Source organism: Thalassobaculum sp. (assembly GCF_965223715.1).
Lineage (GTDB): Bacteria > Pseudomonadota > Alphaproteobacteria > Thalassobaculales > Thalassobaculaceae > Thalassobaculum.
Genome location: NZ_OZ245012.1, coordinates 1649408 through 1664724, shown reverse-complemented (window position 1 = coordinate 1664724; position 15317 = coordinate 1649408). Strand labels below are relative to the sequence as shown.

The 15317-nt window shown below is 65.1% G+C and carries 15 protein-coding genes; 4 read left to right on the top strand and 11 right to left on the bottom strand.

Annotated elements, in window-relative coordinates; genetic code table 11:
- Positions 1-79: 79 nt before the first annotated feature.
- Together ACOQOP_RS07795 and arsC are read right to left on the bottom strand one after the other, a co-directional pair.
- Positions 80-1087, bottom strand: coding sequence for a TauD/TfdA dioxygenase family protein (locus ACOQOP_RS07795; protein WP_420565756.1), 1008 nt, complete (start codon positions 1085-1087; stop codon positions 80-82).
- Between the two features lie 78 nt (positions 1088-1165).
- Entirely contained in the window at positions 1166-1513 is a 348-nt protein-coding gene (arsC, locus tag ACOQOP_RS07790; protein ID WP_420565755.1) for an arsenate reductase (glutaredoxin), read from the bottom strand.
- A 66-nt stretch (positions 1514-1579) separates the two neighbouring features.
- Here arsC and ACOQOP_RS07785 point away from each other — a divergent pair, with 66 nt between their 5' ends.
- Positions 1580-2149: a GNAT family N-acetyltransferase gene (locus ACOQOP_RS07785; protein WP_420565754.1), complete on the top strand. Its 570-nt coding sequence runs from the start codon at positions 1580-1582 to the stop codon at positions 2147-2149.
- Between the two features lie 696 nt (positions 2150-2845).
- On the opposite strand, the gene ACOQOP_RS07780 is transcribed toward ACOQOP_RS07785, so the two are convergent.
- From ACOQOP_RS07780 to ACOQOP_RS07760, 5 genes are all read right to left on the bottom strand, one after another.
- Positions 2846-3646, bottom strand: a complete 801-nt coding sequence (locus tag ACOQOP_RS07780) for an enoyl-CoA hydratase-related protein (RefSeq protein ID WP_420565753.1) — start codon at positions 3644-3646, stop codon at positions 2846-2848.
- Between the two features lie 157 nt (positions 3647-3803).
- Positions 3804-4433, bottom strand: coding sequence for a hypothetical protein (locus ACOQOP_RS07775; protein WP_420565752.1), 630 nt, complete (start codon positions 4431-4433; stop codon positions 3804-3806).
- A gap of 12 nt (positions 4434-4445) precedes the next feature.
- The gene (locus ACOQOP_RS07770; RefSeq protein ID WP_420565751.1) at positions 4446-5873 is read right to left on the bottom strand and encodes a pentapeptide repeat-containing protein; all 1428 of its coding nucleotides are present in this window, start codon (positions 5871-5873) and stop codon (positions 4446-4448) included.
- Positions 5874-5941: 68 nt separating this feature from the next.
- The gene (locus tag ACOQOP_RS07765; RefSeq protein ID WP_420565750.1) at positions 5942-6559 is read right to left on the bottom strand and encodes a class I SAM-dependent methyltransferase; all 618 of its coding nucleotides are present in this window, start codon (positions 6557-6559) and stop codon (positions 5942-5944) included.
- Complete coding sequence (locus ACOQOP_RS07760; RefSeq protein WP_420565749.1) at positions 6552-7280, bottom strand: ribonuclease activity regulator RraA; 729 nt, start codon at positions 7278-7280, stop codon at positions 6552-6554. Before ACOQOP_RS07760 ends, ACOQOP_RS07765 begins: the two co-directional genes overlap by 8 nt.
- A 306-nt stretch (positions 7281-7586) precedes the next feature.
- Here ACOQOP_RS07760 and ACOQOP_RS07755 point away from each other — a divergent pair, with 306 nt between their 5' ends.
- From ACOQOP_RS07755 to ACOQOP_RS07745, 3 genes are all read left to right on the top strand, one after another.
- Positions 7587-8597: an aldo/keto reductase gene (locus ACOQOP_RS07755; RefSeq protein ID WP_420565748.1), complete on the top strand. Its 1011-nt coding sequence runs from the start codon at positions 7587-7589 to the stop codon at positions 8595-8597.
- A gap of 76 nt (positions 8598-8673) precedes the next feature.
- Entirely contained in the window at positions 8674-10047 is a 1374-nt protein-coding gene (locus tag ACOQOP_RS07750) for a serine hydrolase domain-containing protein (protein WP_420565747.1), read from the top strand.
- Between the two features lie 143 nt (positions 10048-10190).
- On the top strand, positions 10191-10334 hold the full coding sequence (locus ACOQOP_RS07745) for a hypothetical protein (RefSeq protein WP_420565746.1): 144 nt from the start codon (positions 10191-10193) through the stop codon (positions 10332-10334).
- A gap of 11 nt (positions 10335-10345) precedes the next feature.
- On the opposite strand, the gene ACOQOP_RS07740 is transcribed toward ACOQOP_RS07745, so the two are convergent.
- The 4 genes from ACOQOP_RS07740 to ACOQOP_RS07725 form a co-directional block, all read right to left on the bottom strand.
- A complete protein-coding gene (locus ACOQOP_RS07740; protein WP_420565745.1) occupies positions 10346-11083 on the bottom strand; it encodes a hypothetical protein in 738 nt (245 codons plus the stop codon).
- 256 nt (positions 11084-11339) lie between these two features.
- Positions 11340-13169, bottom strand: coding sequence for a translational GTPase TypA (gene typA / locus ACOQOP_RS07735; protein ID WP_420565744.1), 1830 nt, complete (start codon positions 13167-13169; stop codon positions 11340-11342).
- 155 nt (positions 13170-13324) lie between these two features.
- A complete protein-coding gene (locus ACOQOP_RS07730; protein WP_420565743.1) occupies positions 13325-14503 on the bottom strand; it encodes a M24 family metallopeptidase in 1179 nt (392 codons plus the stop codon).
- Between the two features lie 3 nt (positions 14504-14506).
- The gene (locus tag ACOQOP_RS07725; protein WP_420565742.1) at positions 14507-15283 is read right to left on the bottom strand and encodes a LamB/YcsF family protein; all 777 of its coding nucleotides are present in this window, start codon (positions 15281-15283) and stop codon (positions 14507-14509) included.
- Positions 15284-15317 lie beyond the last annotated feature (34 nt).

Below are 15317 nucleotides of genomic sequence, written 5' to 3'. Positions count from 1 at the left end.
CGGCCCTCGGTCCCGGCCCGTACCCGGATCAAGTCCGGGTCCGTCCGGGATGACGGGATTTGGTAGAGGGAGCGGCCGCCTACGCCGCCGGCAGCCAGCTCGGGGCCTCGTCGGCGTATTCGGGGCCCGGGTTGCCGCGCACCGTGGTGCGCCACATGACCCGGTCGGTGGCGGCGTCGTCGAACCAGGTGGCGCTGTGGATGGTGCAGCGGTTGTCGTAGATCACCAGGTCGCCCGCCCGCCATTCCTGGACATAGGCATAGGGCGCGCTGGTGTAGTGGCTCATCAGCTCGTAGACCAGCCTGGCGCCGTCGCCGTCGACACCCTTTTCCATGCCGACGATCGGCCCCTCGATCCAGTCGAGCTGGCCGGACTCGCAGAGATACAGCGCCTTCTGGCCGGTCACCGGATGGGTGCGCACGATCGGCTGGCGCTGGGGCTGCTGCAGCGGGCCGAGTGGCTTCACCTCGGCGCCCGCCTTGATCGCAAGCTCGGCCCGGCCGGTGCCCGGCTGAACGTGCAGCGCCTCCACCCCTTCGATCTTCGCCTTCATCTCGTCGGACAGGCCCTCATAGGCCGAGATGCCGTCGGCATAGAGGGTCTGGGCCTGGTCGATCGGCGCCGGGTGGACGCAGTAGAATAGCGAGATGTCCGGCGGCGGGCGGCGGTAGCTCTGGTCGGTGTGCCAGCCGCGGCGGTGCGGGAACTGCACCGGCAGCTTGCCGTCCGCCGTCAGGGCCGGCTCGGGCCGGGCCGGCGGCTTCTGGTTCATCGGCGCGGCGTTGGAGATCACCAGGATCTCCGGCACCTCCTTGTGCACCCGGTCCAGGATCATGCCGGTCTTGGTGTAGTCCTCCACCTCCGGGCCGAACAGCCGGGATAGCCGCACGAGCTGCGACGGGTCGCGGGTCATGCTGTGCAGCCCGGTCAGCAGCATGAAGCCGTGGCCGTCGTAGAACGCCTGGAGCAGGGCGTCGGCCTCGGCCTCCAGCGCCTCGATCACCTGGGCGTCGCTGGTGGCGCCGGTGACCCGGACATGACGGCCGAAACTGGCCCCCGCGAGCGGCTGCAGATCGAGTTTGGACATGGCGGATACCCGTTGGTCGGAGAGGAAGATCCGACGATCTTAGGGCAGGGCCGCGGGCCTGTTCCAGATGGGAACGGTCTACAAAATCCCCAGCACCGCCTCCGGCGGGCGGCCCAGGGCGGCCTTGCCGTCCTTCGCCACGATCGGGCGTTCTATGAGAACCGGGTTCTCCACCATCGCCTTGATCAGCGCCGCGCGGTCGAGGGACGGGTTGTCCAGGCCCAGCTCCTTGTACGGCGGCTCCTTGCGGCGCATCGCCTCGCGTGGCGCCATCCCCATCGCGGTTAGCAGCCGATCCAGCTCCGCAGCGCTCGGCGGGGTCTTCAGGTATTCCACCACATCCGGCTCGATCCCCTTGTCCTGCAGCAGGGCGAGGGTCTGGCGCGATTTGGAGCAGCGCGGGTTGTGATAGATCCGAACGGTCATTTCCTTCTCCACAAAGTCCGAGCCCTAGGGTAGTCCGGGGGCCGTTCCCGCACCAACGGTGTTCCCATGCCCCATGCCGGCCTGCCGATCGAAACCGAGCGCCTGATCCTGCGGCCCTGGCGGGAGGAGGATTTCGCCCCCTTCGCCGCCCTGAACGCCGACCCGGAGGTGATGGAGTTCTTCCCCGACACCCTGAGCCGCGCCGACAGCGACGCGCTCGCCCTGCGCATGAAGGAGCGGATCGAGACCCAGGGGCTCGGCTTCTTCGCCGTGGAGGTGAAGGGCGGGCCGGGCTTCATCGGCATGGTCGGGCCGAGCGTGCCGCATTACGGCGCGGAGCTGCCCTGCGGCCCCTGCACCGAGGTCGGCTGGCGCCTGAGCCGGGAAGCCTGGGGCAAGGGCTATGCGAGCGAGGCGGCGGCGGCCTCGCTCGATTTCGCCTTCGATATCCTGGGCCGCGACGAGGTGGTGTCCTTCACCGCCGTGCAGAACGAACGCTCCCAGGCGGTGATGCGCCGCATCGGCATGACCCGGGACGCGAGCGGCGATTTCGACCACCCGCTGCTGCCGGCAGGGCACCGGCTATCGCGTCACGTATTGTATCGGATAAGAAAAAATACTATGGGTTTATTTTAAATTTCAATGTTAGGTGGAGAGTTATGCCGCTCGCAGATGCTTTGGATCACTGGGAACCGGCAATCAATGCGCTTCTTACCTTCGCATTGATTGTAGCGACGTTAGCGATGGCCCGGATATCTGCCAAACATCTGAGAGAAGCAATGGAATTGCGAGAATGGCAGACTGGGCCTGATGTGGAGGTTGGAATTAGTGCTCCATACCCGACGATCTTAGAGATGTACGTTAGGAATGTTGGCAGGTCACCAGCTTACAACATACGAATTTCCGCTTTTCCTGATTTTCAAATCGGATTCGAAAACCGAAGTCGTGGCAAGATCTCTGAGCAGAAATTCTCATCCATTCACTCAATGGGAGTAAATCAAAACATTCAAATTTGGATTGGCCAGTATCGGCAATTCAAAGGTCAAATTATAGAATTTACCATAACATTTTCTGATATACGAAACAGAAAATACGAAAGAAAATATACTGTAGATATAAATGCATTTGAGGGAACTCAAATTCCAAGATCGGATACTTACAATATCAACGAGACATTAAAAAAGATCGAGTCGGAGTTTCGGCATGTTACTTCCGGATTTCGGCGTGTTCATGTAATTTCGGAACCCCCATTTGAGCATGAGAGATATCAGCCGTACCTGCCGACGGATCGTATAAGAAAACGACTACCCTATCGTAGACGCACCAGTCGTATCACGTCCCGGTGAAGTGGGGCTCCCGCTTCTCCAGGAAGGCGCGCACGCCCTCGGCATAGTCGTTGCCGAAGCCGACCTCGCGCTGGATGTCGCGTTCCAGCGCGAGCTGGGTGTCCAGGTCGTTCGACATGGCCGACCGGATCGCCCGGCGGGTGCGCTGGACCACCCGGGGCGACAGCTTGGCGAGCTTCGCCGCCAGCGCCACCGCCTCGTCCTGCAGCGTGTCGTCGTCATGGACCTTCCACACCAGGCCCCATTTCTCCGCCGTCTCGGCGTCGAGCGGGTCGGCGGTCAGGGCCAGGGCCAGGGCCCGGTTCTCGCCGATCAGCCGCGGCAGGTGGTGGGTCACCCCGGCATCGGGGATCAGCCCGACCCGACAGAAGCTGACCACGATCTTGGCCGAGCGGGCGGCCAGGATGATGTCGCCGGCCAGTGCCACGCCGACGCCGGCTCCGGCGGCGACGCCGTTCAGGGCGGTGATCACCGGCATCTCGACCTGGCGCAGGCGCCGGATCAGGGCGTTGTAGTAGAGTTCGAGCCCGGCGCCGAGGTCGCGGGTGGGCGGGCCGCTTTCCGGCGGCATGCGGGCGGACAGGTCCTGGCCGGAGCAGAAGGCGCGGTCGCCGGTGCCGGTGAGGATCAGCGCCTTGGCCCGGTCGCTGCCGCTCGTCACCTCGGCGACGGCGGCGCGCATCTCCTGGTGGACCTGCTCGTTGACGGCATTGCGCTTGTCCGGCCGGTTGATCGACAGCCGGGCCACGTCGCCGATGCGCTCCAGGGTGATGGTCTCGAAACTCATGGGTCCTCCCAAGGACTGTCCGGTGGGGACGGTTCTTCGCCGGATGGCGTTTTCCGGGAGCTTAGAGCCTGAGCGGGCAGGATAGAACGCCCCAGTTTCATGACGCCGAGTTTCATGACGCCGAGTTGTGGGGCGCCGAGTTGTGGGGCGCCGGGCTTCAGCCCGGGGCGGAGTCCGCGTCGGCGGCATCCTTCTCGCCATGGGCCAGCGCCATCAGCCGGCGGGCGGCGTCGTAGGGCGCCATGTCGCGCAGGGTGCGGAAATCGATCGCGACGGTGGTCGCGCCCTGAGCCTTGCGGGCGCGCCAGATGTCGATCACCGCCTCCACCCCGCTGATCGCCCCGTCGAACTGGGCGACCCGGGCATAGGCGGGATCGGCGGCCACCATCTCCTCCGCCAGGCGCTTGGTGAAGGCGTCGGAGGCGATGACGCCGTCATAGACGAACTGGAACTTGGCCCGGGCCTGTTTCGCTTTCTGTATGGCGCGCTCGATCTCGGCGTCCTGGCGGCGGGCCTTCTCGTACATCCGGGCGGAGGCGAAGTTGGTGGTGGAGTTGCGCGGCTCGGCCTGGCGACGGGCGCGCTTGACCGCTTCCTCGAGCCCATGGCTGCGTTTGGCCAGTTCCTTCAGGTCGTCGCCGCCGACATCCAGGGCGACCCGGCGCTCCATGATCGGATCGATCTTCGCGGTGACCCCGGCCAGGGCGGTCAGCCGCCGTTCCCGAAGCTCTGCGATCAGGCCGCGGGCGAAGTCGACGGCCTCGTCGGTGGAGATGCTTTGAACCATGGTGCTTCGCTGTTACTCGGTGAGGTCCGGCAGCCCTTCGGCGTCGCGCGTATCCGCCCTGTCTAGCTTGAGCGACGAGCAAGCGCTGCCGCTAAAATCGGCCCGCTGGAGGTTTGCATCCTCCATGTCGGTGTTCTTCAGCGAAGTCTTGCGGAATTTGGCCTCCGAGAGCTTGGCCGAGCGCAGGCAGGCCTCGTCGAGAATCGCCTCGTCGAAGGTCGCGTTGGTGGCGTTGGTCGGCCATTTCTGCAGGGCGAAGCCGGCGATATCGACCGGCTCCAGACGCGCCCGCCGCATCCGCGCGCCCTTGAGCCGGGCCCGGTGGAGATTGGCGCCGCGCAGGTCGGCGAAGGAGAGATCCGCACCCGTCAGGTCGGCGAAAGCCATGTCGGCCATGATGAGCGATGCCCGGCTGAGCTTGGCGCCGCGCAGCACCGCATAGCGCAGATTGCCGGCGACCAGGGTGACCTTCTCCAGCTCCTTCTGCGACAGGTCCACCCGCTCCAGGTCCGCCCGCACGCCCTCGCGGCCGCCGGTGCGGTAGAACCGCAGATGCAGGTCGAGGATCTCGCGCAGGGACTTGTCCAGGGATTCGAGCGTGCGGGGCAGGGTGGCGTTGGCGATCGAGGCGGCGTCCATGTCCACCGCGTCGATCAGCGCCCCCGACAGGTCCGCATCGGTCAGATTGGCGTGGCTGAGGATCACGTCGGCCAGCATGGCGCCGTTCAGCTTCGCGCCGGTCAGGTTCGCCTCGCTCAGGTCGGAGCCGCCGAGATCCGCACCCGTGAGGTCGGAATGGCTGAGGTCGGCGCGGTTCAGCTTCACGTTGCGCAGGACGGAATCGGTGAAGTCGGTCTGCCGCACGAAGGAATTGGACAGTTTGGCGTCGGTCAGGTCGGCGTTTCGGATGATGGCGCTGCTGGCGTTGTTGGCGTCGTCCTCGTGGACCCAGGCCATCAGGTTGCCGCGGTCCCAGTGAAACAGGGTGCCTTCGCGGAAATCACCCTCGATCATGGAGCAGCCGGTCAGGTTGGCGCCGCGCAGGCAGGAGCCGCGCAGGTCCGCGCGGTCAAGCTGGGCGCCGATCAGCTTCGCGTCCCGCAGGTCGGCGCAGAACACGGTCGCGGCCCGCAGGTTGGTGCCCGACAGGTTCGCGCCGCGCAGCCGGGCGGCGGTCAGGTCGATGAAGCTCAGGTCGCGGCCCGACAGATCCCGGCCGCTCAGGTTCTTGAAGGACAGGTTGGCCCGCGCGCCGCCGGCCCGGCCGGCGACGTGCTTGTGATGGGCGGCCAGGATCTCCTCCAGCCGCTCGTCGGAGATCTCCTCCAGCCGGTCTTCGACGGTGACGGGACCGTCCGGGCGTCGCCGGGTCTTCTTCGGCGTTGCGCTCAGCTCGGTGGCCGCGTCCGGATCCGTCGGGGCCCAATCGTTATCGTCCATCTCGGTCACGGGTTCCTGCGTCGCGGAGACCATCCCAAGACCGTAACAGAAACCAGGATAATAAATGATTACGCTTTGCGCAGGACCAGACGGACGAAGCCGGCATCGGATCCGCCCCCGCCGCCATGCTCGGAGCGCTCCAGCTCCTCGAACCCGGCCGCCCGGAAATCGGCCGAGATCACGTCCGGCAGCACCTCGTACATCGGCCGGTCGGCCGGCGGCGGGCCCTGGCGCAGGGCGATCGAGACCACGCCGCCCGGCGTCAGCAGATCGGCCACCGCCGCGACCGCCGTGGCCCGGTCGGCGGGCGGGACATGCATCCATACCGCGTTGATCAGAATGAAGGGGAAACGCTCGCCCCGGGCGCGGACCACGGAGAGGTCCGGCAGCCGGTCGTCGATCCATTCGGCATCCATGTCCGGGAACAGGGTGAGCGCCTGGGCCCGCATGCCGGCGGACGGCTCCACCGCCACCACCCGGTAGCCCTGGGCCTCGAAGGCCACCGCATGGGCGCCGCTGCCGGCGCCGATGTCGAGCACGGGTCCGGGCGGCTTCGGCAGCATCGCGGCGTGCCGCTTGACCAGCCGCTCGGCCGCGCCGGAGCCGGCATAGCGGGGTGCCAGCGTCCCCGCCAGCCGGTCGTAATCGGCGATCGCGTCGTCGATGGTGGGCGAGGCGTCAGCCATCGCGCTTCTTGCGCCATTCGGCATAGCGGGCCTTGGCGGCCTCGTCCGGGGGATAGGTGCCGCGCAGCGGCTTGCCGCCGGCGACCTCGGAATAGATGAACTCCTCGTGGATCTCCTGCTCGGCCGCGTCCCTGGCCACCTCGTCGGCCAGGTGGCGCGGAATGACGACCACGCCGTCCAGGTCGCCGACCAGGATGTCGCCCGGATAGACCGCCACGCCGCCGCAGGCGATCGGCTCGTTCAGGGTCTCCACCGCGTGGTGCTTGATCAGGTTGGTCGGCGGGGAGGGGTGGGAGTGGTAGGAGGGGATGTCGTACTCGGCGATCTGGTAGCTGTCGCGCAGCCCGCCATCGGTGACGATGCCGGCCGCCCCGCGCTTCATCAGCCGGGTGATCAGGATGTTGCCGGCCGAGGCGGCGGAGGGGTCGCCGCGGCTGTCCATCACCAGCACGTGGCCTTCCGGGCAGGTCTCGATCGCCTTGCGCTGGGGGTGGTCGTAGTCCTGGAACACCGACAGGTCGTCCAGATCCTCGCGCGCCGGGATGTAGCGCAGGGTGAAGGCGGGGCCGACCATGTTGCGGTCATGGGCCGTGGTCAGGCGGCCCACACCCTGCATGAAGACGTTGCGGAAGCCGCGCTTGTACATCTGGGTCGTCAGCGTCGCGGTGCTGACCGTGGACAGCTTCTCGCAGGTCTCGGCTGACAGGGTGTCCGTGCTCATGGTGCCCCTCCCTCGGGCGTTGTTCTGGTTGGCGCGATGGCACCACGCGGGGCCGCGGGAGGCAAGCGCCGTTGGCTGGCGTCCGACAGTCTTGTCCCGGGTCCGCGGGCATCGATCGACTGACGGTGCAGGGACCGACCCGCTCCTCAGGGCGGCCGCACCATAGACGGTCGGATTAAAACAATCAATAGGAAAATTAATATCACTCAAGGCCACGATGGCGCCGCCCCCGCGGGATCAGCCGCCGGGTGGACGCGCCGCATCGGCTGCGCAAGACTGCCGCCCCGATCCGAACCGGAGGTTGTCATGGAATACCGCACGATGGGCCGCTCCGGCCTGAAGGTCTCGCCGCTCTGCCTGGGGGCGATGATGTTCGGTGGGCCGACACCGGAGGCGGAGAGCCGGGAGATCATCGCCGCCGCCCGCGATGCCGGGATCAACTTCATCGACACCGCCGACGCCTATAACGGCGGCGAGAGCGAGGCGGTGGTCGGTCGGGCGATCGCCGAGGGGCGCGACTACTGGGTGCTGGCGACGAAGCTGGCCAATCCGCTGGGCGGCGATCCGAACCGGGGCGGGCTGTCGCGGCGCTGGGTTCACATGGCCTGCGACGCGTCGCTGAAGCGGCTCGGCACCGACGTGATCGACATCTACTACCTCCACAAGGAGGACCACGCGACCGACCTGCGCGAGACGGTGACCGCGCTGGGCGACCTGATGAAGGCCGGCAAGATCCGCTATTTCGGCGTGTCCAACTACCGGTCCTGGCGGGTCGCCGAGATCTGCCGGCTGTGCGACCAACTCGGCATCGACCGACCGGTGGTCAGCCAGCCCTATTACAACGCGCTGAACCGCATGCCCGAGGTGGAACACCTGCCGGCCTGCAACCACTACGGCCTAGGCGTGGTGCCCTACAGCCCGCTGGCCCGCGGCATCCTGACCGGCAAATACGCCCCGAACGTCGCGCCGGAGGAGGGCAGCCGCGCCGGCCGTCAGGACAAGCGGATGATGCAGACCGAGTGGCGCCACGAGAGCCTGGAGATCGCCCAGAAGATCAAGGCCCATGCGGAAGCCAAGGGGGCGACGCCGATCGACCTGGCGGTGACGTGGGTGCTGAACAACACGCTCGTGACGGCGGCCCTGGCCGGGCCGCGCACCATGGGACAGTGGGAGGGGTATCTGAAGGCGCTGGACTACGACTTCACCGCCGAGGATGAGGCGCTGATCGACGCCCTGGTGGTGCCGGGCCACCCGTCGACCCCGGGCTACAACGATCCCCAGTATCCGATCGAGGGGCGGGTCAGCCGGGTGGGGTGAGGGCGGCCTGGAGAGCTGAGATCGAACCCGGATAGAGTAACGCCCTCCGACTTTCCTCCAATTGAAGAGCGCGACCATGAAGAGCTGGCTGACGGCGGCGTTGGACTACGTGCCGCGGTGGATCGACTACCAGATGCGGCTCTCGGAACAGCCGGGCTGCTCGATCTCGATCGCGCATCGGGGCAAGGTGGTCCTGGAGCAGGCGTTCGGGTACGCCAGCCTGGCGAGCGGCGAAGCCCTGACCCCGCGTCACCGGCTGCGTGTCGCCTCGCATTCCAAGACCTTTACCGCGGCCGGCATCATGAAGCTGCGCGAGGCGGACAAGGTCCGTCTCGACGATCCGGTCGGCCGCTACGTCGACGGGCTGCACCCGAAAATCGCCCGGGCGACCGTCGGGCAGTTGCTGTCGCACAGCGCCGGCATCATTCGAGACGGTCTCGATGCGGGCCAGTGGCAGGACCGGCGTCCCTATCTCGACGAGGCGGAGTTGCGCGCAGCACTGACCGAGGCGCCGATCATCCCCGCCAGCACGCGCTTCAAGTATTCGAACCATGGCTTCGGCCTGCTCGGGCTGGTGATCGAAGCGGTTACCGGTATGCCGTACCGGGACTGGATCAGGCGGACCATCGTGGTCCCCTCCAAGCTCGCCGAGACCGAGCCGGACATGCCGTTGCCCGACGGGGCGATGATGGGGCGGGGCCATTCCGGCAAGCTGCCGCTCGGACGCCGGCTAGTCGTCCCGGGGACCAACGACACCCGCGCGCTCAGCGCTGCCACCGGTTTCGTGTCGACCGCCAGCGATCTCGTCCGCTTCTTCGCGAGCCTGGACCCGGCCGCCAGGCGCAGCGTCCTGTCGCCGGAGAGCAGGCGCGAGATGATCCGGCGGCAGTGGAGCGACGCGCATTCGAGCATCGCCCGCCACTATGGTCTCGGCGTGATCCTGGGCAGTATCGGCGACTGGGAGTGGTTCGGCCACAGCGGCGGATTCCAGAGCTGCATCAGCCGCACGACGGTGATTCCCGGCAAGGACCTGGCCGTATCGATCCTGACCAACGCGGTCGACGGGTATGCCCATCCCTGGTCCGACGGTGTGCTGCAGATCCTGCGCGGCTACGAGAGCCGCGGCGCACCGACCAGCCGGACGCAGGATTGGCGCGGGCGCTGGTGGACCCTCTGGGGGCCGATCGATCTGGTTCCGATGAAGGACCATGTCCTGCTATGCGCGCCCGGCTTGATGAACCCGTTGATGGACGCGGGGGAGATCGCGGTGACCGGTGAGGACACCGGAACGATCCGGCTGGCCGGCGGCTTCGCCAATCACGGCGAGCAGGCGAAGCTGGTCCGCGGTGGGGACGGAAAGGTCGTCGAGATCGTGCTCGGCGGAAACCGCCTGGTGCCGGAAGCGGCGATCGCGGCAGAGCTCGAAGGCCGCTACGGCAAGAACGTCTGAAGGTTGCTCAAGGTCTCTGAGGCAACAGCAGCATCTGCCCCTGGACGCCCAGATGAGTCGCGAAGGGGGCGCTGCTGTTGGACGTGGAGGGTGTGGCCACGACCCTGGCCGGCCGGAGCACCATGTCCCAGTGGTAGGGGTATTTGGAGGCGCTGGGCAACGACTTCACTGCCGAGGACGAGGCGCTGATCGACTCGCTGGTGGTGTCCGGCCATCCGTCGATCCCGGGCTACAATGACTCGCAGTTTCCGATCGATGGGCGTTTTGCTCTTAGTAAGAGTATCTAAGGAACGTCGCTTCAACCCTGTCGATCTCCAGCTACCCGAACAGCCTCTCGAGCTTTGTCGCAGAACGCTCGAAATTTGTGTTCCAATTCAATCTGAGCCGCTGGAAAAAGCTCGATCCAGAAAGAGTACTCGATTGACTCTATCGCTAACTGGCTAATGAGTTTTTGTATTCGCCCGGTTTCTAAATTCGTGGAAACCATTAATCCGCCATGGCTGGCGTAAATTCTATGGCCAGTTATTTTTTCATATCGTTCAATTATGGGGTTCTTGGAAATATACAGTGAAATGATATTATTGTCGCTACAACCGATAGAAAATGAAGATAAATCTCTTACGCGCGGTCCACCATTGTCAGCAATCTGACAACAAAGCAATTTGGCAAAAAAGCGAAATACATTTAGATAATTATAGTTATCATTGTATGGTGGGAATTTAAATACTTCACTGGGGTTAGTGTTTGTTTCTAAAGCGGCGGAGCACTTTTCATGGAACCGGTCAAACTCCTGATCTGCTGGCTGTGTCTTGTTTGAGTTACAGTTTTCACAGATAGAATGGTTAAATTTTAGATTTTTTGATTGTGGGCCTTGTGCAATTTTTGGTCGCTGTGCCGAGGCAAGGCTCGCAACTAGCATTTCGTCTTGTTTAAAAGTATTTCTTATTTGTGATGCCTTTACCTTATGCTCGCGCGTCAAATTCTTATCTGATCCACATAATATACATTCAGAAAAGTTTGCGGTTTCAAAAATCACTATTTCCACGCTACTAAAAATATTACAAGAAAATTTGCTGCCTAATTGTCATAAAGGACGGCCTAGTTAAACAGTCCTATGCTAGTTTTTACACTAGATAAGTGTGCTAATACAGATAAATAGTAGTTTACGGAGAAAAAGTCAAGTTATACGAGTATAATATAATGGCGTCTAAAGGCCTGTCGTCTATGGCAAGGGGCGTAGGGAATGGTTTTGGAAAAGGGCGCCCGGACGTACCGGGCGCCCACGGCCAGGGTCACGCGCTCTGCTGGACGCTCTTCTTCAGCATGCGCTTGCGCTCATGCGGGTCGAGGAAGCGCTTGCGCAGGCGGATGCTCTTCGGCGTCACCTCGACCAGCTCGTCGTCCTCGATATAGGCGATGGCCCGCTCCAGGGTCATGCGGATCGGCGGGGTCAGGTCGAGGGCGTCGTCCTTGCCGGACGCGCGGAAGTTGGTGAGCTGCTTGGCCTTCAGCGGGTTCACTTCCAGATCCTGGCCCTTGTTGTGCTCGCCCAGGATCATGCCGGAATAGACCTTGTCGCCCGGCGAGACCATCAGCGGACCGCGCTCTTCCAGGTTCTGCAGGGCATAGGCCACCGCCTCGCCCTGTTCCATGGAGACCAGAACGCCGGCGCGGCGACCGGGGATCGGGCCCTTGTACGGGGCATAGCCCTGGAACACCCGGTTCATGATGCCGGTTCCGCGGGTCGCGGTCAGGAACTCGCCGTGGTAGCCGATCAGGCCGCGGGCAGGGGCGCTGAACACCAGCCGCTGCTTGCCGCCGCCGGACGGCTTCATCTCCAGCAGCTCACCCTTGCGCATGGTGATCGCCTCGATCACCGCACCGGAGAACTCCTCGTCCACATCGACGAAGACCTCGTCGATCGGCTCCTGGCGCTGGCCGGTCTCAGGATCGGTCTTCAGCAGCACGCGCGGGCGGCTGATCGACAGCTCGAAGCCCTCGCGGCGCATCTGCTCGATCAGCACCGCGAGCTGCAGCTCGCCGCGGCCGGCCACCTCGAAGGCGTCCTTGTCCTCGGTTTCCTTGACCCGGATGGCGACGTTGCCCTCGGCCTCGCGGAACAGGCGGTCGCGGATCAGGCGCGAGGTGATCTTCTCGCCCTCGCGGCCGGACAGCGGGCTGTCGTTCACCGCGAAGGTGACGGCGATTGTGGACGGGTCGATCGGGTTGGCGGGCAGGGCGGCCTCCACCTCCGGCGCGCAGAGCGTGTCGGCGACGGTGGCCTCCGAGAAGCCGGCGATGGCGACGATGTCGCCCGCCTCCGCACTCTCCAGCGGGGTGCGCTCCAGGCCGCGGAAGGCCAGGATCTTAGACACGCGGGCGCGCTCCAGCTCCTTGCCGGTGCGCGACAGGGCCTTCAGGCTGGTGTTCGGCTTGATCCGGCCGGACTGGATGCGGCCGGTCAGGATGCGGCCGAGATACGGGTCGCTCTCCACCGTGGTGGCCAGCATGGAGAACGGCTCGTCCGGCTGCACGGTCGGCTGCGGCACATGGGCGACGATCCGCTCGAACAGCACCGCCATGTCGGTGCCCTTCTCGTCCGGGGTCTCCGAGGCCCAGCCCATCTTGGCCGAGGCGAAGATGGTCGGGAAGTCGAGCTGGTGCTCGTCGGCGCCGAGCGCGCTGAACAGGTCGAAGACCTCGTCCTGCACCTCGTAGGCGCGCTGTTCGGGCTTGTCGACCTTGTTGACCACGACGATCGGGCGCAGGCCCAGGGCCAGCGCCTTGCCGAGCACGAACTTGGTCTGCGGCATCGGGCCTTCCGAGGCGTCGACCAGCAGCAGGGCGCCGTCGACCATGGTCAGGATGCGCTCCACCTCGCCGCCGAAATCGGCGTGGCCCGGCGTGTCGACGATGTTGACCCGCGTGCCCTTCCAGTCGACGGAGGTGCACTTGGCGAGGATGGTGATCCCGCGCTCGCGCTCGATGTCGTTGCTGTCCATCATCCGCTCAGCGGTCTGCTGGTTTTCGCGGAAGGTACCGGACTGCTTCAGCAGAACGTCGACAAGGGTCGTCTTGCCATGGTCGACATGCGCGATGATCGCGATATTACGGAGCGACATTTCGGGGGCCACCAACGTTGGGATGGCCGGAAAATAGCGATCTTTTGTTGCACTGCAAGATTTACTGACGACTATATGGAAGAATTAGGCGGCGTGTGACATTTGCCGTGGGGGTGCCGCGACGACGAAATCCTCACCGTCGCGGCCATTTGGCCTCAGTCCTTCACCACCATCGGCCGCGGGAAGTCGTAGAAGCACTCTGCCCCTGTCTCGGTGATGAGAAAGCATTCCGAGATCTCGATGCCGCAATCGTCCAGCATCAGGCCGGGAATCATGTGGAAGGTCATGTTCGGCTGGATCACGGTCTTGTCGCCCGGGCGCAGGCTCATGGTGTGCTCGCCCCAGTCCGGCGGGTAGTTCAGGCCGACGGAATAGCCGATCCGGCTCTCCTTCTCGAAGCCCGACTTCGCCAGCTCGCGGCGCCAGGCGGCCTCCACCTCCTCGCAGGTCGCCCCCGGCTTGGCGGCTTCCAGGGCGGCGGCGATGCCGTCGCAGATCGTCGCACTGGCATCGGCCAGCTTCTGCGGCGGCTTGCCCAGCGACACGGTGCGGGCCATCGGGCAGTGGTAGCGCCGGCGCACCCCCGCCAGCTCCAGGATCGTCGCCTCGCCGGACTTGAACGGCGCGTCCGACCAGGTCAGATGCGGCGTGGAGGCGCCGACGCCCGAGGGCAGCATCGGCACGATGGCGGGATAGTCGCCGCCGATCCCGTCCACGCCGCGGATCGCGGTGTCGTAGATCTGCGCCACCGCGTCGCACTGGCGCACGCCGGGCCGGACCGCCTCGATGCCGACCCGCATGGTCTCGGCGATGATCTTGGCGGCCTCGCGCATATAGGCGATCTCGGCCGGCGACTTGATCGCCCGGACCCAGTTCACGACGTTGTTGCCGTTGGCGAAGCGGGCGTTCGGCAGCGCCTTCTTCAGGTGCTCGTAGGCCATCGGCGAGAAGTAGTAGCTGTCCATCTCCAGGCCGACGGTGCCGCCGTTGATGCCGCGGCGGCCCATCTCTTCGGCCACCCAGTCCATCGGGTGGCGGTCCGGCTGCTGCACGTAGTGGTCCGGGAAGCCCAGGATGTTCTCGTGGCGCAGATGGGTCGTGACCTTGCCGGCATTGGCGTCCATGCCGCGCACGATCAGCACCGGCTCGTCCAGTTTCAGCGCCACCAGCAGACATTGCGGCGTGTAGAACGACCAGCCGTCATAGCCGGTCAGGTAGCACATGTTGGCCGGCTCAGTGACGACCAGGGTGTCGATGCCCGCCTTCTCCATGGAGCGCCGGACGGCGTCCTGACGGGCGGTGTATTCGGCGTGGGAGAAGGCGGGTGAGGTCATGGGTCAGCCAAGCTCCATCTCGGGAAGGGGAACGATGTCGATGCCGGCCGCCTCGATGCCGGCGCGGACCTTGGTGGCCACGGCGACCGCGGTCGGGCCGTCGCCGTGGACGCAGATGCTGTGGACCACCGCCGGCACGTGCTTCCCGGAGGTGGAGACCACTTCCTGGTTCTGGATCATGTGAATGATCCGCTCGGCGGCCTCGTCCGGGTCGTGAACCATGGCGTTGGGCTGGCTGCGCGGGGTCAGGTTGCCGTCGTCGTCATAGGTGCGGTCGGCGAAGACCTCCGAGGCGAAGGTCAGACCCATGTCCTGGGCAACCTCGATCATCTTGCAGCCGGTCGGGGCGAGGAAGATCAGCGACGGGTCGACCGCCTTGATCGCCCGGCCGATGGCCTGGGCCCAGTCCAGCTCGACGGCGCAGATGTTGCCCAGTGCGCCGTGGGTCTTCACATGGGTGACCTTCATGCCGTTGGCCGCCGCCATCGCCTGCAGCGCGCCGATCTGGTAGCAGACCATCCGCTCCACGTCGTCGGTCGCCATCTGGATCCGGCGGCGCCCGAAGCCCCAGAGATCGTTGAAGCCCGGATGGGCGCCGACGGAGACGCCGCGCTCCTTCGACTGCTTGCAGACCCGGTCCATCACGTTCCAGTCGCCGCCATGGAACCCGCAGGCGACATTGGCCGATTTGATGATCTTCAGCATCTCGGTGTCGTTGCCGATGTCGTAATCGCCGAAACCTTCACCCATGTCGGCGTTCAAATTGACCTTGCGAGCCATTGCGACTTCATCCTACGGAGGTGGGAACTGGTCT

What these genes read in the sequence shown, in the direction of transcription:
- ACOQOP_RS07795 (WP_420565756.1), bottom strand. Translation starts at nt 1,087, where the DNA reads ATGTCCAAACTCGATCTGCAGCCGCTCGCGGGGGCCAGTTTCGGCCGT.
- arsC (WP_420565755.1), bottom strand. Translation starts at nt 1,513, where the DNA reads ATGACCGTTCGGATCTATCACAACCCGCGCTGCTCCAAATCGCGCCAG.
- ACOQOP_RS07785 (WP_420565754.1), top strand. Translation starts at nt 1,580, where the DNA reads ATGCCCCATGCCGGCCTGCCGATCGAAACCGAGCGCCTGATCCTGCGG.
- ACOQOP_RS07780 (WP_420565753.1), bottom strand. Translation starts at nt 3,646, where the DNA reads ATGAGTTTCGAGACCATCACCCTGGAGCGCATCGGCGACGTGGCCCGG.
- ACOQOP_RS07775 (WP_420565752.1), bottom strand. Translation starts at nt 4,433, where the DNA reads ATGGTTCAAAGCATCTCCACCGACGAGGCCGTCGACTTCGCCCGCGGC.
- ACOQOP_RS07770 (WP_420565751.1), bottom strand. Translation starts at nt 5,873, where the DNA reads ATGGACGATAACGATTGGGCCCCGACGGATCCGGACGCGGCCACCGAG.
- ACOQOP_RS07765 (WP_420565750.1), bottom strand. Translation starts at nt 6,559, where the DNA reads ATGGCTGACGCCTCGCCCACCATCGACGACGCGATCGCCGATTACGAC.
- ACOQOP_RS07760 (WP_420565749.1), bottom strand. Translation starts at nt 7,280, where the DNA reads ATGAGCACGGACACCCTGTCAGCCGAGACCTGCGAGAAGCTGTCCACG.
- ACOQOP_RS07755 (WP_420565748.1), top strand. Translation starts at nt 7,587, where the DNA reads ATGGAATACCGCACGATGGGCCGCTCCGGCCTGAAGGTCTCGCCGCTC.
- ACOQOP_RS07750 (WP_420565747.1), top strand. Translation starts at nt 8,674, where the DNA reads ATGAAGAGCTGGCTGACGGCGGCGTTGGACTACGTGCCGCGGTGGATC.
- typA (WP_420565744.1), bottom strand. Translation starts at nt 13,169, where the DNA reads ATGTCGCTCCGTAATATCGCGATCATCGCGCATGTCGACCATGGCAAG.
- ACOQOP_RS07730 (WP_420565743.1), bottom strand. Translation starts at nt 14,503, where the DNA reads ATGACCTCACCCGCCTTCTCCCACGCCGAATACACCGCCCGTCAGGAC.
- ACOQOP_RS07725 (WP_420565742.1), bottom strand. Translation starts at nt 15,283, where the DNA reads ATGGCTCGCAAGGTCAATTTGAACGCCGACATGGGTGAAGGTTTCGGC.